Annotated in this window: 24 protein-coding genes, 2 tRNA genes and 2 riboswitches; of the genes, 8 read left to right on the top strand and 18 right to left on the bottom strand. The window is 31.6% G+C overall.

What is annotated here, in order from left to right:
- Nucleotides 1-4: 4 nt before the first annotated feature.
- From trxA to FH779_RS00980, 5 genes are all read right to left on the bottom strand, one after another.
- Nucleotides 5-298: a thioredoxin gene (trxA, locus tag FH779_RS01000; protein ID WP_038337170.1), complete on the bottom strand. Its 294-nt coding sequence runs from the start codon at nt 296-298 to the stop codon at nt 5-7.
- A 297-nt stretch (nt 299-595) separates the two neighbouring features.
- The gene (locus FH779_RS00995; protein ID WP_180905741.1) at nt 596-1,231 is read right to left on the bottom strand and encodes a suppressor of fused domain protein; all 636 of its coding nucleotides are present in this window, start codon (nt 1,229-1,231) and stop codon (nt 596-598) included.
- Nucleotides 1,232-1,314: 83 nt separating this feature from the next.
- Nucleotides 1,315-1,387 (bottom strand) — tRNA-Met (locus FH779_RS00990).
- 6 nt (nt 1,388-1,393) lie between these two features.
- Nucleotides 1,394-1,466 (bottom strand) — tRNA-Met (locus FH779_RS00985).
- 148 nt (nt 1,467-1,614) lie between these two features.
- Nucleotides 1,615-2,766, bottom strand: a complete 1,152-nt coding sequence (locus tag FH779_RS00980) for an LOG family protein (RefSeq protein ID WP_180905740.1) — start codon at nt 2,764-2,766, stop codon at nt 1,615-1,617.
- A 128-nt stretch (nt 2,767-2,894) separates the two neighbouring features.
- A riboswitch (adenosylcobalamin-variant (AdoCbl-variant) riboswitch) is annotated at nt 2,895-2,981 on the top strand.
- Between the two features lie 129 nt (nt 2,982-3,110).
- Here FH779_RS00980 and FH779_RS00975 point away from each other — a divergent pair.
- Both FH779_RS00975 and FH779_RS00970 read left to right on the top strand, forming a co-directional pair.
- Nucleotides 3,111-3,524 (top strand): acyl-CoA thioesterase, encoded by a 414-nt coding sequence (locus tag FH779_RS00975; RefSeq protein WP_114998110.1) that lies wholly within the window; start codon nt 3,111-3,113, stop codon nt 3,522-3,524.
- A gap of 119 nt (nt 3,525-3,643) precedes the next feature.
- On the top strand, nt 3,644-5,020 hold the full coding sequence (locus tag FH779_RS00970; protein WP_180905739.1) for a tryptophanase: 1,377 nt from the start codon (nt 3,644-3,646) through the stop codon (nt 5,018-5,020).
- 40 nt (nt 5,021-5,060) lie between these two features.
- Here the strand turns inward: FH779_RS00970 and FH779_RS00965 are convergent, their stop codons facing one another.
- From FH779_RS00965 to FH779_RS00940, 6 genes are all read right to left on the bottom strand, one after another.
- Nucleotides 5,061-6,494 (bottom strand): M28 family peptidase, encoded by a 1,434-nt coding sequence (locus FH779_RS00965; RefSeq protein WP_244957999.1) that lies wholly within the window; start codon nt 6,492-6,494, stop codon nt 5,061-5,063.
- Between the two features lie 149 nt (nt 6,495-6,643).
- Nucleotides 6,644-8,083: a T9SS type A sorting domain-containing protein gene (locus FH779_RS00960; RefSeq protein ID WP_180905738.1), complete on the bottom strand. Its 1,440-nt coding sequence runs from the start codon at nt 8,081-8,083 to the stop codon at nt 6,644-6,646.
- A 135-nt stretch (nt 8,084-8,218) separates the two neighbouring features.
- Nucleotides 8,219-8,701, bottom strand: coding sequence for an inorganic diphosphatase (locus FH779_RS00955; protein WP_038336778.1), 483 nt, complete (start codon nt 8,699-8,701; stop codon nt 8,219-8,221).
- A 30-nt stretch (nt 8,702-8,731) separates the two neighbouring features.
- Nucleotides 8,732-11,269: a DUF5686 family protein gene (locus FH779_RS00950; RefSeq protein WP_180905737.1), complete on the bottom strand. Its 2,538-nt coding sequence runs from the start codon at nt 11,267-11,269 to the stop codon at nt 8,732-8,734.
- A gap of 76 nt (nt 11,270-11,345) precedes the next feature.
- Entirely contained in the window at nt 11,346-12,323 is a 978-nt protein-coding gene (locus tag FH779_RS00945) for a pyruvate dehydrogenase complex E1 component subunit beta (RefSeq protein WP_114998120.1), read from the bottom strand.
- A 158-nt stretch (nt 12,324-12,481) separates the two neighbouring features.
- Nucleotides 12,482-12,733: a TM2 domain-containing protein gene (locus FH779_RS00940; protein ID WP_125349960.1), complete on the bottom strand. Its 252-nt coding sequence runs from the start codon at nt 12,731-12,733 to the stop codon at nt 12,482-12,484.
- Nucleotides 12,734-12,908: 175 nt separating this feature from the next.
- Nucleotides 12,909-13,052: riboswitch (cobalamin riboswitch) on the top strand.
- A gap of 34 nt (nt 13,053-13,086) precedes the next feature.
- Between FH779_RS00940 and FH779_RS00935 the strand changes: the two genes are divergently transcribed.
- Nucleotides 13,087-14,895, top strand: coding sequence for a TonB-dependent receptor plug domain-containing protein (locus FH779_RS00935; protein WP_180905736.1), 1,809 nt, complete (start codon nt 13,087-13,089; stop codon nt 14,893-14,895).
- A 6-nt stretch (nt 14,896-14,901) separates the two neighbouring features.
- Nucleotides 14,902-15,978, top strand: coding sequence for a DUF5074 domain-containing protein (locus tag FH779_RS00930; RefSeq protein ID WP_180905735.1), 1,077 nt, complete (start codon nt 14,902-14,904; stop codon nt 15,976-15,978).
- Nucleotides 15,979-16,014: 36 nt separating this feature from the next.
- Here the strand turns inward: FH779_RS00930 and FH779_RS00925 are convergent, their stop codons facing one another.
- Nucleotides 16,015-16,920, bottom strand: coding sequence for an EamA family transporter (locus tag FH779_RS00925; protein WP_180905734.1), 906 nt, complete (start codon nt 16,918-16,920; stop codon nt 16,015-16,017).
- A 76-nt stretch (nt 16,921-16,996) separates the two neighbouring features.
- Here FH779_RS00925 and FH779_RS00920 point away from each other — a divergent pair, with 76 nt between their 5' ends.
- Complete coding sequence (locus FH779_RS00920; RefSeq protein WP_180905733.1) at nt 16,997-17,437, top strand: nucleoside deaminase; 441 nt, start codon at nt 16,997-16,999, stop codon at nt 17,435-17,437.
- Here FH779_RS00920 and FH779_RS00915 read toward each other — a convergent pair.
- The gene (locus tag FH779_RS00915; RefSeq protein WP_180905732.1) at nt 17,434-18,180 is read right to left on the bottom strand and encodes an alpha/beta fold hydrolase; all 747 of its coding nucleotides are present in this window, start codon (nt 18,178-18,180) and stop codon (nt 17,434-17,436) included. The two genes, FH779_RS00920 and FH779_RS00915, sit on opposite strands and share 4 nt — an antisense overlap.
- Nucleotides 18,181-18,228: 48 nt before the next feature.
- Between FH779_RS00915 and FH779_RS00910 the strand changes: the two genes are divergently transcribed.
- Nucleotides 18,229-18,708 (top strand): hypothetical protein, encoded by a 480-nt coding sequence (locus FH779_RS00910; protein ID WP_180905731.1) that lies wholly within the window; start codon nt 18,229-18,231, stop codon nt 18,706-18,708.
- Between the two features lie 27 nt (nt 18,709-18,735).
- Nucleotides 18,736-19,320, top strand: coding sequence for a hypothetical protein (locus tag FH779_RS00905; RefSeq protein WP_180905730.1), 585 nt, complete (start codon nt 18,736-18,738; stop codon nt 19,318-19,320).
- A gap of 2 nt (nt 19,321-19,322) precedes the next feature.
- Here the strand turns inward: FH779_RS00905 and FH779_RS00900 are convergent, their stop codons facing one another.
- The 3 genes from FH779_RS00900 to FH779_RS00895 form a co-directional block, all read right to left on the bottom strand.
- Entirely contained in the window at nt 19,323-19,928 is a 606-nt protein-coding gene (locus FH779_RS00900) for a hypothetical protein (protein ID WP_180905729.1), read from the bottom strand.
- A 71-nt stretch (nt 19,929-19,999) separates the two neighbouring features.
- Nucleotides 20,000-20,134, bottom strand: coding sequence for a hypothetical protein (locus FH779_RS17635; RefSeq protein WP_260442837.1), 135 nt, complete (start codon nt 20,132-20,134; stop codon nt 20,000-20,002).
- A gap of 128 nt (nt 20,135-20,262) precedes the next feature.
- Complete coding sequence (locus tag FH779_RS00895; protein WP_180905728.1) at nt 20,263-21,414, bottom strand: cystathionine gamma-synthase; 1,152 nt, start codon at nt 21,412-21,414, stop codon at nt 20,263-20,265.
- A gap of 130 nt (nt 21,415-21,544) precedes the next feature.
- Between FH779_RS00895 and FH779_RS00890 the strand changes: the two genes are divergently transcribed.
- A complete protein-coding gene (locus tag FH779_RS00890; protein ID WP_180905727.1) occupies nt 21,545-22,147 on the top strand; it encodes a hypothetical protein in 603 nt (200 codons plus the stop codon).
- 18 nt (nt 22,148-22,165) lie between these two features.
- Here FH779_RS00890 and recO read toward each other — a convergent pair whose 3' ends face one another.
- Both recO and porZ read right to left on the bottom strand, forming a co-directional pair.
- Nucleotides 22,166-22,885, bottom strand: coding sequence for a DNA repair protein RecO (gene recO, locus FH779_RS00885; RefSeq protein WP_180905726.1), 720 nt, complete (start codon nt 22,883-22,885; stop codon nt 22,166-22,168).
- Nucleotides 22,885-25,083 (bottom strand): type IX secretion system anionic LPS delivery protein PorZ, encoded by a 2,199-nt coding sequence (gene porZ, locus FH779_RS00880; RefSeq protein WP_180905725.1) that lies wholly within the window; start codon nt 25,081-25,083, stop codon nt 22,885-22,887. The genes recO and porZ overlap by 1 nt, the downstream gene beginning before the upstream one ends.
- Nucleotides 25,084-25,167: the final 84 nt, after the last annotated feature.

Here is a 25,167-nt window from a genome sequence, read left to right as displayed (position 1 = left end):
ATTTTTAAATATATTTTTTGATTTCTGTAACCAATTGTTCTTTTGGTCGTGCTCCACTTTGTTTCCATAATAATTCACCATTTTTGAAAATGGCAAAAGTCGGAACTCCTTGCACTTGATATCGTGCAGCTAAATCTTGATATTTATCAACATCCACTTTTAGGATTTTGACATCATCTCCCAATTCTTCTTTCACTTGTTGCAAAACTGGACCCATCATTTGACAAGGACCACACCAAGTTGCAAAAAAATCTAACAAAACTGGTTTATCTGAATTAATAATTTCTTCGAAAGTCATTGTTTTTGATTCTTCTTTGTTATTTGATTGATTTTTATTTCGGTTGAATAAATTTTTAAACATCTTTATTTTTTCTTCTTAAATATACTAAAAAAAGCACTTCCGAAGAAGTGCTTCATAATTAGCTTTACTAATTATTAACCTAACCTATGAAAAATTTATTCTACTGTTAGTGCTACTAACATTTAGATATAATCAAAACAAATACCAAGTTTAAAATACTGACAATCTGTTTTTTACATTTAACATAATTTAAGAAATAGGTTAACGCAAATATGTTTTATTTTAGAAATTCTACTATAATTCACACACAAATTTTGGATTAACTGACTTTATTTCAGCTATCACTGACATTATTTCTTCTTTGGTTGAATTATCTTCCAATCTTTTCAATTGTTCCGAATTCAAACCAATCATTTGTATAAATGTAACTTTTCCATGCGGCGTATCAATTTCATCTAAATCATCATCCTTGATAAAAGCCAAACCAACAATGTCCGTTTCCGAATCTGTACGAATTGGACCGCCTAAAGGCAAAAATTGGTATTCATCAAACCAAACTTTTGTTTCATTCACAAAACGTCCCAAATTATTCATTAATTGAACCACCCAAAAAGGATCTTCACCATTATCATCTTTAACAGGTTTCACACGGAAAGAAAACTCAAATCCCCATTTACTAAAATCCGCTCCTACACTTTCCTCAGAATAGTATAAATGCGACATTCCGTAACTCACCAAATGATAATAACCATTGACATCAAAAACCGCAACGCCATCAATTGGATCATCTCCTCCTTGAAAAGACATCACTTGTGGCGAATAAAAACGAGGCTCTAAAGTCCCATAGACCTCTCTTAAGCGATTTTCGATCGCTATTGCACCAACTGCTTGATCTGATTTATATTGTTTTTTGTATTCTTCTAAATTCATGATGCAAAAATAGTTTATCCAATCTTAATTTTCAGTTAAAGACATAAAAAAAGAGAGCTTCTTGTTAGAAACTCTCTTTGTAGTAGCGAGGACCGGACTCGAACCGATGACCTTCGGGTTATGAGCCCGACGAGCTACCTACTGCTCCACCTCGCGATTTAGTAGCGAGAACAGGACTCGAACCTGTGACCTTCGGGTTATGAGCCCGACGAGCTACCTACTGCTCCATCTCGCGTTATTGGACTGCAAATATACGTTCATTATTTAAAATACCAAACATTATTCGAAATTATTTTATTTTATTCGGACAAAAAACAAATAAAAACCACATAAATTACTATAATAAAGTGATTTACGCGATTTTAAATATTTTAAATTATTTTTTAATTAACTTTAATTGGTGGATGATTTTCGATAAAATCGATTGCTAAATCAGCACTATCTGTTAAAAATAGTAACTCCTTATATGCTTTTCCTATTGCTAATTGATGCAAAACCGAATAAATCGCCGTATCTTCTACATATCTTTTCTTACTCAAAAAAATCATTGGACTATAATATCCTGAAGTTCCATAATGATTTTGCGCTGCTTCCTGAAAAATTTCTTGTGTTGTTCCAGCACTTCCAGGCGCATAAACCAACCCGAACAAACTAATTGTTAGCAACATATCTTCTCGAATACTATTAGAAAAATATTTCGCAATATTCGTTGCAAATAAATTACTCGGTTCGTGACCATAAAACCATGTTGGAATTGCTAAACTTTCTGCTCCATTTGGATAGATTTCTAAAACTTTTTTAGCATTCGTCATAAAATTCTTCGCCAAATATTCAGTTTTATCTTCATCAATAAAATCTAAATCAGCCAAAATATTAATCGCATTCATCAAATCTTCATCCGAATAATTTGCCATATAAGCTCCTAAATTAGCGGCTTCCATAATTCCAGGACCTCCACCAGAAACAACAAAATAACCTTTTTCAGTAGCTAATTTCGCCGCTTTTGCGGTTTCATTATAAAACTCCGAATTGCGCGCAGTAGAATGTCCACCCATAAAGCCAACCACTTTTTTCTTCGTCATTCCATTATCGTCATATTCCAAAATTCGACGCAAACCATCATCAATAGACAAATCGTGTAAACGTTGCGCCAAAGCTTCTGAAACAGACGGATTATATTTATGTTTTTTGAAATGTTTATAAATTTTAAGATCTATACTTTGGTCATTATCCGGATCATAACCTTCCATCAACTCTTGCCAAGTATACAATTTTCCACGATATGGATTATAGGGAACTGATTCAAATTTTGGATAAACGAATGCTCCTTTTTCTATTAAATAGATTGCTTCATGTTGTTTAAACTTACAACCCAAAAAAGATGTATTGCATAAATTATACTCTTCCCAATTAATTTCTTGACGCAAAAAATTAACATCTTGAACTACTTTATCGGTTAAATCTTTGGTTTGAGAAATTAATTCATTCCATTCTGATAGATTATGAACTAAATCTTTGATTGGTTTTATTTTCATTCTTATTTCTTACTTCATTAAAAATTCGGAAAAATGAATTTACACGAATTATTCCAAACCAACGAATTCGGCACAATAAATCTGCAAATTTTCATTTTTCTAATTTATATTTGCATCAAATTCGTGCTCAACTTAATGGGGAATCGTGTGCAAATCACGAACTGTCGCGCAACTGTAAATCAATATTTTTGACAAGTCAGAATGCCACTAAATTGAGTTAATAATTAACCAAAAACTTTCGCGAAAAAAGTAAAAATTATGTTCTATGAAATCATCAAACCACCACAAAAAAACATTATCAACTCAAAAATTAATTAAGAAAAGTAACGTGTAAATATATGATAATGGAAGTGGAAAAAACACCAAGAGAAGAGTTGATTGAACAACGTATCATCAATTCTGAAACTCGTATTTTCAAAGCTGTTTTTCCTGGAGATACAAACCACCACAACACAATGTTTGGAGGATCAGTAATGTATTTGATGGATGAAATTGCTTTTATGACAGCAACTCGTTTTTGTCGCAAACCTATTGTTACAGTAAGTAGTGACAAAATTGATTTTAAACATTCAATTCCTGCAGGAACTATCGTAGAAATGGTAGGAAAAGTAGTACGTGTAGGACGCTCAAGTTTGGATGTACAAATTGATGTTTTTATCGAAAGTATGTATCGTGACGGACGTGATAAAGCGATTTCTGGAACGTTTACATTAGTTGCAATTAACGAAAACAAACGACCAGTTCCTGTTATTGACTAACACGAGCTATAGAAAATTTTTAATCCTTTATCTTTTTGATAGAGGATTTTTTTATGATTTTCAATTAATAATTGATAATATTCTAAAGGTTTCTTAGTTTTACATTAAACACAAGAAAAATGGAATTACCTTTTGCCGAACCATTTCGCATAAAAATGGTCGAAGAAATTTATCAATCTACTCGAGAAGAACGCGAAAAGTGGATCGAAGAAAAAGATTACAACCTATTTAACCTAGAAAGCCACAAAGTATTTATTGATTTATTAACTGATTCGGGAACTGGAGCAATGTCAGACAAACAGTGGTCTGCAATGATGACTGGAGACGAAAGCTATGCTGGTTCTCAATCTTTCTTAAAACTGAAAGAAACCATCAATACCATTACTGGATTTGAGTTTCTTTTACCTACGCATCAAGGTCGTGCAGCGGAAAATGTATTGTTTTCAGCTCTTGTAAAAGAAGGTCATGTTGTTCCTGGGAACTCGCATTTTGATACAACAAAAGGTCATATTGAATTTAGAAAAGCTCACGCCATTGATTGTACTATTGATGAGGCTTTTGACAGCGAATTGATTCATCCTTTCAAAGGAAATATCGATTTGCAAAAGTTAGAAAATGTCTACAAAGAATACGGAAAAGAACAAATTCCATTTACATTAATCACTGTTACATGTAATTCTTCTGGCGGTCAACCTGTATCAATCGAAAATATTCGTCAAGTTCGTGAATTGTCTAATCAATATGGAATTCCAGTCTTTTTTGATGGCGCTCGTTTTGCTGAAAATGCTTATTTCATCAAAGAAAGAGAAGAAGAATTTAAAACGAAAACGATTAAAGAAATTGTTTTAGAAATGTTTTCTTATGGAGATGGAATGACGATGTCTGCGAAAAAAGATGGTTTGGTAAATATTGGTGGATTTATTGCACTGAATAATGAAGAGCTATATAAAATTTGTGGGAATTTCGGAATTATATACGAAGGATATTTAAGCTATGGCGGTTTAGCTGGACGCGATTTAGCTGCGTTAGCACAAGGTTTGCAAGAATCGACAGAATATTCTTATTTACAATCACGTATCAAACAAATTGAATATTTAGGGAATAAATTAATTGAATTTGGAATTCCAATTCAGCAACCAATCGGTGGACACGCCATCTTTGTTGATGCTGTAAAGTTTTTACCAAATGTAACGCGCGAAGAATTTCCTGCACAAACTTTGGGAATTGAATTGTACAAAGAAGCTGGAATTCGTGGTGTAGAAATCGGAACTATTTTGGCAGATCGTGATCCTGAAACGAGAGAAAATCGTTATCCAAAATTAGAATTACTGCGTTTGGCAATTCCAAGAAGAACTTATTTCCAAAGTCATATGGATTATATCGCGGTTGCGTTGAAAAATATTTTTGATCGACGAAATGAGATTAATTCAGGTTATGAAATTTCGTGGGAATCTGAAATTTTAAGACATTTCACCGTAAAATTGAAAAAGAAATAAATAAAAAATCCTTCAGAATTTCTGAAGGATTTTTTTGATATTACCATCTCCAATCGCCCGAAATACGAAGTGGAGTTTCTAAATTTCCTTTGATTAAGGCTTCCTTAATTTCTTGTTCGTTCCAACGTTTTGAAGGAATTTCTTTCAAATTACTCAAACGATACAACAAATAGGTTTCCAAAATCACATTATTTTTCAAACCAATTTCTTCTACATAATCAAATGTATCGCAATTTGCGTGGTAACAATTTAACGCTCCTTTTGTAAATTGACTATCCGAAAGCCCAATAATAGGCACACCTTGCAACATAAACGGTTGATGATCTGAATGTAAATCTACACTCGCAAATGTTTTCAATTTAAAATCTGGAATCACTTTTTGCACATCATACGCATAATCAGTTAAAATAGGCAAATTACTTTCCATTGTCGAATAATACGACTTTGGATTTGTTGTCATATCCATATTCGACATTGCTTTGATTTGATTGATAGAACCATCTTTCAGCGCTTGATTGACGTAATATTTAGAACCTATCAAACCAACTTCTTCGCCCATAAATAAAACAAATTCTATTGTTCGATCATTTTGAAGATTTAACTTTTTATACGTTCTTGCAATATCCATTACAGAAAAACTTCCAACACCGTTATCAATAGCTCCTGTAGCTAAATCCCAACTATCTAAATGCCCTCCAAGAACTATTTTTTCATTTGGAAATTTAGAACCGATTTTCTTTGCAATAATGTTGCGACCTTTCATCTGTCCAACATCATTTTTCATTTCGATTTTAGCAATTTCTTTTCCTTTTGATAGATTTTCTTTGATTTTCAATCCATCTTCTAAACTGATGTTAATTGCAGGAATTTTAATAATTTCTCCCGTTACAGAAGCCGTTCCTGTCAATAGAATTCCTCCAGCAGGACGATTAAACAAAATAATTCCTTTCGCTCCGTACTTCTCTGCTAAAGCTGTTTTTTCTGAACGATGTAGATTTTCGATTTCTTTTGGCGTTCCTTCCAACAAACCAAGCGCAGCAAAAACAATCTTTCCTTTTACTTTATCACCAATCTTTTTGTAATCTTCTTCAAGTCCATTTCCCAAATCAATCAATTCTCCCGAAAGACTAACATTTGCTGGCGAATGCGCCAAAGCAACGGCTTTTATAGATTGATTATTGATTTTTAAATCTAAACTTTTACGATTCCAACCGCTAAATGTAAACTCTTGAAAAGACACATCATAACCATACGAACGTAACAAATTTGCTGCATATTCTTCTGCTATTCGTCCATTTTCTGTTCCTGTAGCGCGATGTCCAATTGTTTCGGTTGCTTTTTTTAATTGTTGATAAGCTTCAGAATTTTGTTGTACTTCTTTGTTAATCAACTCTAAAACTTGTTGATTAGTTTGAGCAGATAAACTCATGGTTGTAGAGATTAAACCTAGTGTTAATAAAAATTTCGATTTCATGTGTGAGTATTTCTATAAACTTAAAAATGTTTTTGGAAATAGTTGATAGAATGGGAGGAAAAAATTATATTTTTTTATGATTATAGAATATAAAATTGAAGGATATTATTTTAAATAATATCCTTCATAAAACTATCTATTAAAAATTGTTACTTTACAACAACTTTAGAAGTTGTTTGGTTTGTTCTTATAAGATAAATACCTTTTGGTAAATTTGTTTGAATAGAATTTTGACCTATTTTTAAATCACCTTGTTTTAACGTTCGTCCATTAATATCTAAAATTTGATAAGGAGATTTTTCTTTTGTATCAACTATAAATGTTCCATTATTAGGATTTGGATAAAGCTTTAATTTATCTAATTTCACTTCATTTGTACTTAAAAGACAAGCATAATTTGAATAATCCACTAAGCCTAATGCAGAATTATCTGGTTTATGAAAAATAACATTTTCTACTCTTTCATCTGTTAGAATAGGATCCCAGCAATTACCTTGCGCCTTTATATTATTTGCAGAATTATTATACAATGCATAATCTGCACCTGTATTTCCATTGTTTTCGAAAACATTGTATCCATTGGTCATATCTATATTGGTTCCGTTACCGATAATTGTAATTCCCCAAAGGTTTCCTTTTATTGTATTTCCTTTTATTGTTACAGATGTTTGCGGTGTTGTTGCTGTTTGAGAAATAGAAATTCCACTACCTCCTAAATTTGGTAGATTTTCAGTATTATTATTTTCTATAATGTTTCCAATAATATTTCCTCCCGCAGTAACGCCTGTAATTGTAATTCCATAACGATTGTCTTTTATCGTATTATGTTCTATTTGAGCAAAACTAACCACACTCAATAAACTAGAAACAGAAATTCCACCAACACGTGTATTTGCTCTATTTCCTATAATTGTATTATTTTTAATAATTGTTGTTTGATTTTCTCCACTTGGTCCCATATTAATTTGCGGACGATTAGAGTTTTCTTTATTATTATCTTCTAAATAATTATTTTCGAAAATTAAAGCCACTGACTGATTCGCTCCAGAACCTACCACAGGTGTAATATTGTGTTTAAAAACAGAATTCTTAATTACTGGATTTCCTCTTGAAAAATTAATCGCGCCACCAGTTGCAGCACCTGCATTTTGATAAGAAACTTCTGAATTATTCATTGTAAAGGATTCATTTAAAGAACGAATTCCTCCTCCATAAAACATTTTAAAATTATTAAAGTTGGAAATAGCACCTTCTTCTAATCTAATTCCTTTGAAATATGTTGTTCCTGGATTATCGGAAGTAAACAAAACTTCTTTAGGAGCATTGATTTCAATTTTTCCTGCTACCGTAATTAATTTTCCATCTGTAATAATCAATTTATAATCAGTATCAGATAAGAAAATATCGTTTGCTGAAATTGTTAAATCATTTGTCAATAAATAACTATTTGATTCTTGATCGAATGTTATTTGATCTGTTAAAGCATCAAGATCTGCTATTCGATATGTTTTTCCATCGTTTGGTGTTGCATATTGGGCAAAAATTATCTGCCCTAGCAATGCTAAGGAAAGCGTAAGTTTTTTCTTCATAATTTCACTAAGTATTAATTAATATTGAAATTAATAACTAAAAATTAATATACAAAGAGAATAGTGTTAAAACGATTTCAAAAAAAATAGTCCTCAAAAAATGAGGACTATTTATATGAAATTGTAAATTATTTCTTAGTGAGCTGGTACGAAACGCTCTCTTGCATCTTGCAATAATTGTTCTGCTTCTGCTTTATCACCGTACCCTTCAATTGTTGTTGTTTTATTTTCTAAGTCTTTATAAACTCTGAAAAAGTGCTCAACTTCTTTCAATGTGTGAGGATTCATATCAGTGATGTTTTCTAATTGGTTCCATGTTGGATCAGCAACTGGTACACAAATTAATTTTTCATCTTGTCCTTTGTCATCAGACATTTTAAGAACACCGATTGTTTTTACTTCGATTACACATCCAGGAACAGTAGGTTCTGTTAAGAAAACTAATACGTCAATTGGATCTCCGTCTAATCCTAATGTATTTTCTACGAAACCATAATCAGCTGGGTAGAACATTGGAGAGTATAAAACACGATCAAAACGAATTCTTCCTGTTTCGTGATCCATTTCGTATTTGTTGCGAGATCCTCTTGGGATTTCGATGATTGCATCAAAAGTCATTGTAATATTCTTTTTTTTATTATTTATTTTCTAAAAATTCCAATCTAAACCGATTGTGATGCCAAATTTACGAACATCTGGCAAATTATTATAATTTCCGCGCCAATTAAAATCAACACGTATTGGTCTAATGTTTCCAAAACCAATGTTTTCGATTCCAAACCCGTATTCGTAGTATATTTGTTGATTTGGTGCAAAATATTGTATCGTCGAACGATTAATAGCTTTACTTTTCTCCGAAATGTCTCCGTAAGCCGCTCTCAAGAATCCTACTTCTCTTAATTTTAATTTTTTGATTAACGGAACTTTATTCAAAATCCAACCGTTAAAATGATGTTCCCAGTTCATCGTTACATATTCATCTGTTACAAATTCATAATAATCTAATTGTGAAAATGTACCATAAACTTGTCCGTAACTCTCATTTCCAGGTAACGCACTCATTAATGATAAAGGAACACCTTGAAATGTTTTTCCTGCTTCTACAGTTACCAATGATTTACCAAAAGATCCAATCAAAATTGGTTGTGTATATAAAAATTGTAATTTATCATATTCAAAATCTGAATTAATTACACCTTTCAATCCTTTTGTATAACGCAACATTAATGTTGGAGCAAGTGTTGTCATTTCGTAACGATCAATTCCATATTGCGAATATTTTGCACCTGGACGAGCAATTACCGAAACACTTACACTTGAATTTGTTAAAGTTTCTTTAATCTGACCATTTTTTTCATATCCAATCGAGAAATGTTCTGCATCTGCTGGTTTGATTAATTGATAATTTCCATCAACACGAAATGTTACATTTTTCCAAGGTTCAATCGATGCATACACATTTGTCAAATTATTATTACTCAAAAATGTATTATCTCCTTGATTGATGATTGATGACGAAGCAAAACTACGCGTCATAATTCCGTCAGAAGCCGTTAACGTTGCAGCCAATTGTTCTACATCACGTTTTGTTCCGATACCGACTTGAAAACGATTATATTTATTGAACATATAACGAAAATCTGCTCCATATTTGAATTTTTCATCTCGAAAACCATATGCCAAGAAACCTTGCGCACGCCACATATCATTTTGCGAAAAATATGTACGAGCTCCAGCTCTCAAACGGAAACCTTCGATTTGGTTGTATCCAAAAGACGAATATAAATTCCCGATATCAATTGCATTTCCGACATTGTAATATCCAGAACCAAAAATCTCGATTGCTTTCACAATATTATTGAATTTTGGTACTTTATTTAATTGTTCTAATGTTTCGTAAATCCCTTCTTGATCTTTTGTTAAAGCTTCAGGACGATTTTCTGCCCAAAACTGATTATCTTTTTCGTTAAGCGCAGCTTTTGCTGGATCTAATTTCTCGTAATAAAAAGCTTCGGGATGTGTTGTATCGAAATCGTAATTGTAATAATTCACCGTTTTATGCGCAAAAATTCCTTTCGCACTTTCCTTTTTACTCAACAACGACATATCCAACATCGCGTATTCTTTTTTCGGATAGAAAATAGAATCGTTTGGAATATCATATTCTAAATTCATGAAAATATTACGCACAAAATTCACATTCATTTCTTTCGTTGTCTCCATCACAACTTCTTTTACCGCATAGGCATCTTTCGAGATATATAATTCTCCTTTAAATGTCAATTCTCCTTCGCGACGCGGATAATATTTGATTCGATAAGATTCTATTCCATCTACATCAACTGTATCTTTCAATTCATAATCATAAACAGCGAAACCATCTGTAGCAATTGGACTCACAAATTTAATGTCTAAAATATTGACACGATTATCATAAATATCAATATCACGGAAAAGATTTTTTACCGTAGAAGCTACCACTTCATTTTTCTCGAAACCTGATGTTTTATTCGCAATTAATTCTCGACGCTCTTTTGTTGAAGGTTTATTAATTCCCGCAATATTGTAAATTGACTCATTCAAGAAAGCTGGTAAATATGTTTTTCCGTTGATAGAAGAAGTATCTACTTTCTCGAAAACAAACTCCATTCCTTTAAAAATCTTACGTTTCATAAAAGTTGAATCAATATTACTAATATCAAATTGCAACTTTTCGTATTCATCATATTGGTAATGTGGCGCTAATTTTAGCCCATTTTTCTTTTTACGCTTCCATACTTCACGCAAAATAGCATAAGCTGGATTTTCTTTCTTTTTAAGACGTTTTTTCTTTGCCGAAACAACCGCAGTTTGTAAATCTACTGTTCCATCATCTTCTTCGGAAGTATTATCTTCTGCTAAAAATAATTGAGCAATAAAATTATAATCAATTTTATTTTCGATTACATAATCAGAAGTTTCGTATCCATTTTTTGATACGACAATTTTATTTGCATTCGAACTAGATTCGATATAAAAAGTACCATCAGAGTTTGATGTTGCACTTACTTTAAGTTCTGGTAAACGAATATCTGCGTAAGGAATAGGCTTCTGAGTTTCAGAATCGATGACCTTTCCTTGAATTTTTACTTGCGCGTGCACAGACGCTAGAACAACTATAAAAAAAGATGTTATATAACTTTTCATCAATAAGATCTGTTTAAAAAAATAAAGCCTAGCAAAATGTATGCTAGACTTTACAAATATAGTTTATAAATCTTAATTATTTATACATCACAGCTTTTACAGCTTCAACTACATCTTTTGCATTAGGAATCCAAGTCTCATACAAGTTTGGAGCATAAGGCGCTGATGTATCTTTTGTTGTGATACGTTTGATTGGTGCATCTAAATAATCGAATGCTTTTTGTTGAACCATATACGTAATTTCTGAAGCAACTGAAGCGAAAGGCCAAGCTTCTTCTAAAACTACTAAACGATTTGTTTTCTTAACAGATTTGAAAATTGTATCGTAATCTAATGGACGAACTGTACGTAAGTCGATTACTTCTACAGAAATTCCTTCTTTAGCTAATTCATCAGCAGCAATGTAAGCTTGCTTAATGATTTTCCCGAAAGAAACTAACGTTACATCTGTACCTTCACGTTTGATTTCTGCTTTACCAATTTCGATTGTGTATTCTTCATCTGGCATTTCCATTTTATCTCCATACATCTGTTCAGATTCCATGAAAATTACTGGATCGTTATCACGAATTGCAGATTTTAATAAACCTTTTGCATCATAAGGATTTGAAGGAACAATTACTTTAAGACCTGGTACATTTGCATACCAATTCTCAAAAGCTTGTGAGTGTGTTGCACCTAATTGTCCTGCAGAAGCAGTAGGTCCTCTAAATACAATTGGACAGTTGAATTGTCCTCCTGACATTTGATAAATTTTTGCAGCGTTATTGATAATTTGGTCAATAGACACTAATGAGAAGTTGAATGTCATGTATTCTACGATTGGGCGACATCCCGTCATTGTAGATCCAATTGCGATTCCAGAAAAACCAGCCTCTGCGATTGGCGCATCAATTACACGTTCTGCTCCAAATTCGTCTAACATTCCTTTCGAAGCTTTGTACGCTCCGTTGTATTCTGCTACTTCTTCTCCAATTAAAAATATAGATTCATCGCGACGCATTTCTTCACTCATTGCCTCTGCGATTACTTCTCTAAATGTTTTTATAGCCATTTTATGCGATTTCGTTCTTTATTATATTTTTTCCTAAAGCAAATGTAATAAAAAACTTGCGAATTATTTAAAACGAATTCATTCAATAAAAAAATCCCAAAATAACTTTAGATTATTTTGGGATCGAAAAATATTTAAAAAAGAATGTAATCTCTATTTTAGAACCAGCCTTTGTGACCTTTTACATAAGTTTCATCAAACTCTTCATCAGATTTTGTTAAATACATAATTCCTTCGATTAATCCAATAAGTCCTCCTGCTCCACATGTCACAAGACCAATAATTAATTGAATAACACCTTCTTTAGTGTAGCCTAAATAAAATTTGTGAACTCCTAAAGTTCCTAATACTATCGCTAAAATTCCGGCAATAAGTTTTTTCTCTGATTTGTACGGTTGATTGTTTTCCATAATTTTTAAAGTTTAACTAAATAATTGTTTTTGTTGGTTACAAATTTAATTTGTCCATCTTTCTTAAAAATCACTAGATATAATGATTTTGAATATTGTACAAATAAAATAAATCTGATCTTAATTTAAGGTTAACGATTTAACAATCTACTTTTTATAAAATCAATTGCTTTTCTTTACATTTGCATAAAATGGTGCTCAACGAGTGAGTTAAAAGGGAATTTGGTTCAATTCCAAAACTGTCCCCGCAACTGTAAATTCTAACATACTTTTTGTAAAAAGAATAAGTCAGGAAACCTGCCATTGCTAACAAATTAATAGAAAATGTTTTCGGAGGAAAAACAGATTTTAATATGAAAAAACTTTTTCTTTGTTTTAATCTTATCGCTGGAATTGCTTTTGCACAGACGGATACCATCAATTTGAAACCTTTGATTTTGAACGATGCTTTTCTTAAAAATCATTACAAATCTCAAAGTATTATCAAACTTAATGATAGTATTTTAGAGCAAAATCCTAATCAACTGACGCAAGTTTTACAAGAGCAAACGCCAATTTATTTTAAAGAAAATGGACGAGGAATGGTTTCTTCACCTTCGTTTCGAGGAACTTTAGCTTCGCACACAGCCGTAATTTGGAACGGAATTAATGTCAATTCGCAAACAACAGGACAAACGGATTTTAATTTATTTGCAAGTAATTCGTTTGACGGAATTTTAGTGAAACCAGGAGGCGGAAGTATTGCGTATGGAACAGGTTCTATCGGCGGTACAATTCATTTGTTGAATAAATTTGAGTATGACAAAGGTTTACAGCAAAAAATAAATTTAGGATACGGAAGTTACGATACATGGTCGGGAAAATATCAGTTGAAATATAGTACAGAAAAATTTAGTCCTTCAATCGATTACGAACGAAATCAATCTGATAATGATTATAAAATTCCGAATCACATGAAGAAGAATTTGAATGGAAAATATTATTTCAATACAATTAATGGAAATTTTGGTTATAAAATCGATCCTAAAAATGAATTGAAACTTTATTCGATGTTCAATTTTGGAAAGCGTGAATTTCCTTTGGTTGACATTGGTTCAACGCCTTCTGGATACGAAAATCAGGATTACCGTTTGATGACAGAATGGAATTTCAATCCAAATGAAAAGTGGCAATCGCAGTTAAAATTAGCTTATATCCGAGAAGAAAGCAATTATTTCAACAATATTCACAAATCTTATTCGGACGATTTACAGGTTGATAATTATATTTTAAAATATTATCTGAATCATCAAATCACGAATAATTTTGAACTTTCACTTTTATCGGAAGCTAATTATAATCAAGGAAGTGGAAATAATTTGACCAAAAGTGATCAAAATTCTATCAATTTTGCCTTAATCGCGAAGCATAAATTATCAGATGTTTTGGAATACGAAGCGAGTATTCGCCAAGATTTTTCTGATACATACCAAAATCCATTTATTTATTCATTAGGTTTTAATTATCGTCCAATATATTCGTATCAATTAAGAGGAAATGTTTCGAAAAATTTCAGAAATCCAACGTACAATGATTTGTTTTGGAAAACTGGTGGAAACCCAGATTTGAAATCAGAATCAGCTTATCAATTTGAATTAGGAAATGATTTTATCAGCAAAAATTTAAACATTCAAACCAATATTTTTTATAATAAGTTGAGTGATATGATTCAATGGATTCCGAGCTCGCAAAACAGTTCTTATTGGGTTCCTATGAACATCAACAAAGCAGAAACCTATGGTTTTGAAATGATTGGGAATTACAAATGGAATACGTTTAGTTTCAATACAACTTATGCATACACCAAAACAAAAGATAAATTTAAAAATAAGGAATTGATGTATTCGCCAAATCATAAATGGACGGCGAGCGCACAATACACTTACAAACGTTTATCTGCTTTTGTACAAAATATTTATACAAGTAAAGTTTTTACCGATTCGGAAGAAGAAAGAACACTTGACGGATTTTGGCTAACGAATTTAGGTTTAAATTATACGATTTCACGACTTTATAGCGTTTCTATGAGAGTGAATAATGTGTTTAACCAGGAATATCAAACGCAAGAAAATCGTTGGCAACCAGGCACAAATTATAACATACAAATACAAATAAAATTTTAAAAAACTATGACTAAATTTAAATCAATCGCACTTATAGCTTTGGCTGGAGTCTTTTTACAATCTTGTTCAAATGACGATGATGGACCAAACAATGATCCAGAAAATGGAAACTATTCGAAAGGAGTTTTTATTTTGAATGAAGGAGGTTTCAATTCAGCTAACGCAGAAATCACTTATTTTGATCCAACAAAAGATGTAAGTACAACAAATCCTATTCAAGAAATTTTCAAGACTGCGAACGCTGGTGCGCAATTGGGTTCTGTAGGACAAAGCATGTATTTCAAAGGAAATAAGGCTTATATTGTTCTTAATGTTTCTAATAAAGTAGAAGTTGTTGACAACACAACTTTCAAAAAAATTAGTACAATTCCATCATCAGATAATATGAGCAACCCTCGTTATATCGTTTCTGATGATCAATTTTTGTATATCTCAAACTGGGGAGATCCTAATGTTACGACAGACGATTTTATTGCAAAATACAAAATCAGCGATTTAACATTTGTAGAAAAATATAAAGTAGATGAAGGTCCAGAAAAAATGATTCTTGACAATAACAAACTTTATGTTGCACAAAAAGGTGGCTGGGGAACAGGTAAAACAGTTACAATTATTGACCTTAAAACAAATGATAAAAAAAGTATAAATGTTGGTGATGTTCCGACAGATTTAACAATTCAAAACGGAAATTTATTTGTGCTTTCTCAAGGTGTTAATTGGGGAACTACTACAAAAGGAAAATTGGTTCGTTATAATTTAACTTCAGAAGATAAATTAGAAATGAATTTTCCTGATGGACAACATCCTAATTTCTTAGTTGCGGAGAATAGTAAATTGTATTACATCGTTAATAATTCTGTTTATTCTATGGCTACAAATGCAACAGCTTTGCCTACAAAAGCAGATTACATAACAGGTGCTGATAGTGTATATGGTTTCTATGTAAAAGGTGATACTTTTTATGTTTTAGACGCAAAAGATTACAATTCTAATGGACGATTATTAATTCAGAATGCACAAGGAGGTCTTAAAAATCCAGCAATTACAACTGGAGTTTCACCAAATTCTGTTTACATCAAATAATATTTCCTGAAAAATCAACATAAAAAAATCTGAAGTTTAGACTTCAGATTTTTTTATGTGTTTTATTTTGAAAATTGTTTGTGAATTAAATACTACAATCGCGAGCAAAATCAAACTATAACCGATCATTTGCATTGGTGAAACAGCTTCTTTGTAATAGAAAATTGCCAAAACAAAATTCATAATTGGATTCAAATAAATTAAAATTCCAACGGTTGAAGAATCAATTCCTTTTAAAGCAAAATTGTTTAAGAACATTGGAATAATAGTGAACAAAACCACAATCATCATGATACATTGATAAAAAATTGTTTCGGTTGGAATTGGTCCTGAGAACATGAAAACCAATGGTAACATCAAAATAGCTACGATTAGTAATTGTGTCATCAACAAATTGAAACTATCAAAAACATTCAAACTTCTCTGAATGATGATATACAGCGCAAATGTACATGCGACAATCAAACTATAAACCAAGTCTACAAGATGACCTATAGAAAGAACCAAACATGCTAAAAGACTAATACCAACTGCAATCCATTTTATTTTGGTTAAATGTTCTTTCAGAATAATGAAAGCCAAAACGGTAGTAATAATTGGACAAACCAAGTACGACAGCGACGCAGCTTGCACACTAATATGATTCATCACAATAATAAACATCAACCAATTCTTCATCAAAATCAACGATCCACCAACAATTAAACTTCCTAATTTTTTCTGTTTCTTTTTATCAAATGATTTGAACAAATCATAATCAGCTTTCATCTTATTGCGTCGAAATCCAACATTAATTATCACTAAAAAGAAAACGGAAACGTACAGTCTAAAAAATAGAATATCCAAAGGTGGATAACCTGCGATTGGTTTTAATCCGAAACTGAAAAATCCCCACATAAAGTAGGTTATAATGGCTGCAATGATATATTTTGATTGATTCATAAAGAGGCGTCAATTTGTACAAATGTATCGAATATCCAATTTGGAAATGATTATTTTTGCCTTAAATTTTATAGAAATGGAAAATCTTTTTACAGACGAATATTTTATGCGAATGGCCTTTAACGAAGCGGTTACAGCTTTCGAGCGAGACGAAATTCCAGTTGGAGCTGTGATTGTTTGTAACAACAAAATTATCGCGAAAGCACATAATTTAACCGAAACATTGACTGATGTGACCGCTCATGCTGAAATGCAAGCCATTACATCTGCTGCGAATTATTTGGGTGGAAAATATTTACAAGATTGCACATTGTATGTAACCTTAGAACCTTGCGTCATGTGCGGCGGCGCGTTGTATTGGAGCCAAATCTCGAAAGTGGTTTATGGTGCTTCGGATGAAAAACGCGGTTTTAAGGCAAAAATTGGCGAATTACATCCAAAAACTGAAATTGTTTCGGGAATTATGAAAGATGAATGCGGTCAATTGATGAAAGAATTTTTCCAACGCAAACGTTAAATTGATTTCAAAATCGAAAAAACTTCGTCATAATTTTCTATAAAAGCCATGTGTCCTCCATCAAATTTATACAAATGAATGTTAGGCAAATTTGGAATTAAGGTTAAAAATAATTCAGGATTAACTGTTTCATCATTCAGTCCAACAATGATATAAATTCCACCTTTGAAATCATACAAAATCGACGAACGATCGGGACGTTCTCGCATTCCTTTCAAAGCTGCACAAACGCCTTCGATTGGCGTTTTTAAAGCAATTTCTTTTACAAATTTCAATTCTTCTTTGAATTGATCACGATGATGAGCCGCAAATAAAGTTGGCATACTAAAACTCACCAACGCATTGAAATTTTTACGAGCTGTTTCACACGCTTTCAAACGTTGATTTTTCTTCGCTTCATCATCTGGCAAAGTCGAAGAGTTAATCAAAACAATATTTTCTACACGCTCTGGAAAAAGTTCAGCCAACGCGCACGCCACATAACCACCCATCGAATGCCCAATAAAAGTTGCTTTTTCTAGATTTAATTCATCCAAAACCTCAATCACTTTTTCTGCCATTTCTTCCATCGTATTTACCTTTTGCGAATTTTCAGAATTTCCATGACCAGGCAAATCAATTGTAATAATTTGCGCTTCTTTCTCAAGATTTTTTCGTAAATTATTCCAAATTAAATGACTCTCTAAGAAACCGTGTAAAAACACCAAGGGTTTACCGTTTCCAATATTTTCGTAATACAACATATAGTTTGGTTCAGAATTTGTAATTAACTAATGCACAAATTTACAATAATGAAAAAATATAGTCCCATAATAATACTATCAATAGCTATTGGAGCTATTATCATTTATTGTATGACAAAAAATGAGCCTCTTACGATGGGAGATTCTGTACAAAAAGTAATCAAAAAAGATTCTTCTTTTCAAGAAATTGCTTTTGCTTCTCCAAAGACTATGAATAATTCTGAATTGAAATTAATTCATGGAAAAGGCGAATTTGAGATTGAAAAAGAAGCGAAAGAACAACAAACTTTTAGTTTTAGGAATGATTCTTCTTCCTCTGTTTTTATTCAAATTATTCCTAAAAATAAACTCGGAAACATCAGAATTAATCAACTTATCTCTCCAAATAACGAGAAAGATGGTCCTTTTGGACGAGAAATCAATTATGATTTAACCGAAAAAGGCTTATATCAAATCCGAATTGGAGAAAGTTTGATGCAAGGTGATCCATTTGAAGGAAAATATACCTTGAAATTGCAGTTAAAATAGTTACTTTTACAGCAGAATTTTTCTGTTATGAAATGGACTTTTATCGCTTTTATTACATTGATTACTCTTTATAGTTGCGAAGATAAATCTACGCCAACCATTTATCCAAGCAAGATTGGAGTTGATTCTGCGTACAAAGATTTGGTAAAAAAAGATAAGCCAACAACAGAAGATGTAATGAAAGAAGAAGTGGTAAAAACGGCTTCTCCTCAGAAGAAAGTTGTGACAAAACCTCAACAAAAAGTTGTATCTAACGCAGATAAAATTATTCCGTTAAGTGCTAATAACACAACCGAAAATCTGGAAGTAAGTTATGCAAAAGCTAAAGCAGAACCAACTAAAATAGCAGGACAAACAAATACATTTACCTTTAATGCAGATTCTGCTAAAAAAGTTTGGATCAAAATTTCTGCGCAAGATTCTACAGCAAATATCAGAATTAATCACATCAAAGGACCTGTGGATTCTATAAAAGGTGGACCATTTGGCAAAGAAACCATCTTCGAATTACCTGCGCGTGGCGTGTATCAATTCTCGATTTCGGAAAAACCAACAAACTCAAAACCATACGCTGGGAAATATAAAGTGGAATTGAAATTATTGTGGAAATAAATCTATTTGTAGTAGATTTTGTAGTTTAAAGCATAATTACCAAATAATTCTTGTTTACGAAAGCCTGAAGTTGGATTATCATTGTAATGAACAAATACATTAGATTTTTTCGACGTATTTATCAAATCAAAATAGCCATTTCCTTCGGGACAAAAAGGATTTTCGTAAGAAGTTTCTAAACCAATAAAATAATTTTTAGCTTCAGAAGGTTTAAGTTTTAAATGAATCGGAAAAATATATTTTCCTTGATAATCTTTATCCACTTCAAACCATTTTTCGTCAATTAAACTTTGTTTATCATCAATCGATTTTAGAATCATTGGTTTGAAATAATAATATTCATTGCAATAATTTTTCTTCTTCACTTTTGATTCGAACAAAATTTCAATGGCAACAATTTCAATCTCTTTTTCGTTTGGAAGCAATAAATTCGAAAATATTTTGAGTCCAAAACTTGTGTTATCCGTTAATCTTTCAACTTTCTTGAACTTTGGACGAAATTGTTTGTAATTGGAATAATTCATTACCTCAACTTGATTGAGATTAATCGTATCCAACTTTTGAGCAAAGCTTAACGTAGAAAGTAAAAAGAGAATTAGAAATTTCATGAGATAAATATATTGTTTTTTGTCATACTAAACTTTTCTGATGAGATTCTGAAACTAATTTAGGATGACTTTTAGATTCCTCCATTCGTCGGAATGACATTTTTTCGATTATCATTTTGAGCCTTTCGAAGAATATACTCGTCTAACCTCTCGACACATTTGAAAAATTCTAACGAATATTTCAAATACTCGAAGTGACGAATCATAATTCTTTTTTTTCGTCAGTTCGAGCGATTCTTTTAAGAATCGTATCGAGAACTAAGACGAAAAATCAATCCATAAAAAAAGCCCAAATCCAATGATTCAGGCTATTTTTATTCTTATAATTTTCCGATTAAATCAAGTTTAAAACTTGTTCTAAATCTTCTAATAAGTCATCTATATCTTCGATACCAACAGACAAACGAATTAAATCATCTGTAATACCTATTTCAGCTCGTTTTTCTGCAGGAATAGATGCGTGTGTCATCGTAGCTGGATGATTTGCTAACGATTCAACACCACCTAAAGATTCAGCCAAAGTGAAAACTTTTAAGTTTTCTAAAATTTTGAAAGCATCTTCTTTTTTCCCAGAAGTTAACGTAAACGTTACCATTCCTCCGAAATCTTTCATTTGTTTTTTCGCAATTTCGTGTTGTGGATGATTTTCCAAACCTGGATAATAAGTGTGCGCAACTTTTGGATGAGCTTCTAAAAACTGAGCGATCTTCATTCCATTAGAACAGTGACGATCCATACGAACAGCCAATGTTTTGATTCCACGTAAAACTAAGTAAGAATCTTGTGGTCCTAAAATTCCTCCAGTTGCAAATAAATTGAAGTGAACATCAGTTGCTAATTGTTCCGAATTAACCACAATTGCTCCCGCAACTAAATCTGAGTGACCTCCTAAATATTTCGTTGCCGAATGCATCACAATATCTGCTCCCAACTCAATTGGACGTTGTAAATATGGTGAAGCAAATGTATTATCAACAGCGACTAAAATGTCTGCTTTTTTTGTTTTTACAGCATCATTTACAGCTTTGATGTCAACCACTTTCATCAATGGATTTGTAGGCGTTTCAACCCAAACCATTTTTGTGTTTTCATTGATTAAAGCGACAACAGCCTCAACATTTGTCATATCTACGAAATGGAATTTCAAACCAAATTTTTCATAAACACGTGTAAACAAACGGTAAGAACCTCCATATAAATCGTCCATCGCGATGATTTCATCACCTGGTTTGAACAATTTTAATACACCATCGATTGCAGCTAAACCAGAACCAAATGCTAAACCTGCAACTCCTCCTTCGATAGATGCTAATGCATTTTCTAAAGCAGTTCTTGTTGGGTTTGCGCCACGAGAATATTCGTATCCTTTGTAATCTCCAGGTGATCTTTGCGCGAATGTTGATGTTTGGTAAATTGGAGTCATTACGGCTCCTGTTGAAGGGTCATGTTGTTGACCTCCATGTATCGCTTTTGTATTGAATTTCATTGTGAATGCTTTTAACTATAGCAAATATATGGAGTTTTATTTATTCTTTGTTTTAAAGATTTGTTAGAATTTATTTCGGGAGATTTTTGTAAATTATATTAGTTTTAATTTACAATATTAAATTTAGTTTATGTTAAAAAAAATCCTATTTCTTTTCATCGGAATGTTAATCATTAATTCATGTACTCCCTTATATAATAAAAAATATCTAATAAAAGGTGATTACCCTAAAATCACAAATAATATTGAAACAAATGGATATTATTACAGACAATATGAAAAAGATGGTGGAATAACAATGTTAGTCTTACTTAATAATGGAATTGCTCATATACCAAATACCGGTTACGGAATAAATGACTGTGGAAGTCCGATTGATTTGGAGTGCGATATTAGAATAAAAGAAGAGCAATTAGTAAAATTTAGCAATATGAAAATTGATACTGACAAGCAAAGTAATGCTAATATCTTTTTATGGAATTGGGGTAAATATGAAATAAAAAATGATACGATTACTATACAGTGGTTTTATAATATACATGGAAGACTTTTTTTAGCTGAAGAAAAAGGAAAAATTATTAATTCTAAATCTATTCATTTTTTTAATAGTAAAAGTTATTATTCAAAAAAATCACAATCAGGTAAATCTATTAATAATTTATATGAATTTAAACCTTTTGACATAAGCGTTTTGTATAAAAAAATACCGAAAAGATTAATAGATAAAAAGTAAAAAAATTTTCTTAATATTCTAACTAAACAATTCGTGTAAAACTTGTAATGATTTAGGCTTTTTGAAATTATTGGTGTGAATTTGATAATACTTCACTAGAATTTCGAGTAAGAGAGAACGTTGTGATTGATTGAATGTATTTTTTGAATCTTCGGAAAAATGTAATTCTAACAATTTTTTGAACAAAACAGTTTCATCTGCTTTCAACATATTGATGGATGAATTTGAATTGGTAAAAAAACCATTTTCTAAATCGAATAGATTTCCGTCAATTTCTAAGTTTGGATAAAAACCAAGAAAATGAGATAATTGAATCAAAAAAATCAAATGAAAATCTGCAAAATCGTCTTTCTTTTGATCAAATTCTTTTAGCGAATGTTCGATGTAAAAATATAATTCAGGATTATCTGATTCTTCTTTTAAAACTAAGTTCAGAATCTCAGCCAAGAAAAAAACAATCGCAGATTTGATAGGATGAAAATGCAACGATTCATAATAATGTGATGTTTGTGCTGATTTTAAGAAAACCAATTGTTGTTCATTTGATTTCGGTTGTAAGCTCAAATCTATTTCTGCTAGCGGAAAATACAACGAAGTATTTCGCTTTTTTTTGGAGAAAACTCCTTTTGCTATAAATGATTTTAAGCCAAAATCTTGTGTATAACAACGTATAATTAAACTCGTGTCACCATATTTTAAGCTCGAAAGTACAATGGCTTTGGTTTCTAAAATTTTCATTAACGGACAACTGCAATTTTCAATGTTTTGGTTTCTGTACCATCTGCATTTGTCATCAAAACTAAGTAAATCCCAGAAGCTACGGGCTTTCCTTTTACATTATTTGTATTCCATTCTACAATTCCTCCTTCGGCTTTTTTCTCAAAAAGTAAATTTCCAACAATATCTGTAATCTTAACCAACGCACGATTTGGAAGATTTTTTATCGTAACATTCCCTTTATATTCTGGTCGATAAGGATTTGGATACGCAATTGCATTGTTAAAATTATTCGCTTCTGTCGACACATCTCCATTATACGAAACCACACCTTTTTCTGTTGCAAAAAATACTTTTCCTGTCGATTCGTCTATGGAAACATCGTACACAATATCCGAAGGTAAAGGTGAGTTCTTAGAAGTAAAATGCAATTTCGTCGACTCTCCACTATCCGAAACATAATAAACGCCCGCTCCATTTGTAGCAATCCATTTATTGTTTGCATTATCCACTTTTATCGCATAAATCCCAACATCTGTTAACAGAGCTTCCGGAATTCCATCTTGAATAATCACAATTGGTTCTGCGACAATATTATTAGAACTTACAGCATTATCAGCTCCGTACAAAACGACTAAACCTTGTTCTGTCCCAATCCATAAATTATTTGATTTGTCATTTGCAACAGTCAGAACATTATTAATTGGTAGCTTATTTGAAGTTGTCATTGTTGTTACAATTTCATATTTTTTGTCTAAAACTGTAACCCCACCTCCTTGTCTACCACTTGCATAATAGGTATAAACATCAGAAAAATCAGGAGAAAGTGCTACTATTGGAGACGTTTTATCAACATCATAACTTTTCCAAGTACCATTTGCATTTCTCTCTACATAATATACAGACTGATAATCAGGCGATTTACCATCAGGATATGAAGCTCCAATATGTAAATTTCCTAACTTATCATAAGCCAAGCCCGAAATTCTAGAACTTGGAAACTGATCGTTAATAATTTTCTTAGGTATTAAATCTACATCAAATTCTAATAAATCAGTTCTTCCATTTTTATCACGTCCATATTTATTAAATGATGAAACTATAAATGTATTTTTATCTTTATCTGGATGAGGAGCGATTCTTAAAACATCTCGAATATCAAAAATATCTTTTGAACGAAAGTTATTCCATTTTTTAGTGTCATAATAAAAAAATCCATCATTATTTTCTAATACGTTTGAATAACTTTCTGTTCCTCCAGGTGCAATCCAAACTTTTCCATTTTTTGTCGTTACAGACCAAGCTTTATTGGTAAAAGGTCCATCAGGATAATATTCTTTATGATTAGATAAATTAATAATTCCATGATTTACAGATCCTCCAAAATAAATATTGTTAATAAAAATTCCAGAATTGAAATTTATTTCATTTCCATCTTCATCAATTATAGGATAATCTAGTCCATTCAAAATAGAAACTTGATTGTTTTGAGTAACAATTAATTGTCCATTAGATGATTTTAAATTAAGAATTGTATTATAAGAACCCACTGAAGAGCCATTTAAAGTTTTCAATTCATTGTTTATCGAATAATAAATCTGATTTTCAAACAATTCTATATTGGTAACATTTTGATTAAATGTTGGCTGTATCCACGAATTAATATTTGGATTATTTAATTTCTTTGAAGTTAATTCACTTGAATAAATTCCGTTTGAAGTTGCGATATATAGTTTATTATTCAAAATTGCTGCATCATTTACTACAGCTGTATTTGTGCGCGTTGTTTCTTTAAATTCTTCCTCTTTTAGATCATAAGAAACAATTCCAAAAGCTCCAGAAATAAACGCAATTCCATCGTTTATAAAAATATGATTGACTTTTTTATCTCCCGAAAAACCATTCCATTTGATATCCAAAACCATTGTCGATTCTCCAGATTTCAGCAAATCTAAACCTCCATTTTCATAACCAACTAAAAACGAATCAGAATCTTTGTCATAAGCCATTGCAGAAACCCCAACATTGTTCAAGAAATTGGTTTTATTTAGCTTAATCCAATCACTTGTTGGATTTTGAGGATTGAACAAGAAAATTCCGTTTTCAGTTCCACAATAAATCACACCATTTACTTCTTCCAACAATTTCACATTATTGTAAGAAAAAAGATCAGCCCAACGCACTTTATCATTTTGAGCGTTTAAACTTGTGAAAATCATGGTGATGAAAATGAACAATTTTGTCTTCATAATGCACAAAAATACTGTAATTTATAACAAAATAACTTGCTAAAAATTGTATTA

Origin of the sequence: Empedobacter falsenii (genome assembly GCF_013488205.1) — a bacterium.
GTDB lineage: Bacteria > Bacteroidota > Bacteroidia > Flavobacteriales > Weeksellaceae > Empedobacter > Empedobacter falsenii_C.
This window is presented reverse-complemented; position numbering and strand designations above follow the sequence as displayed.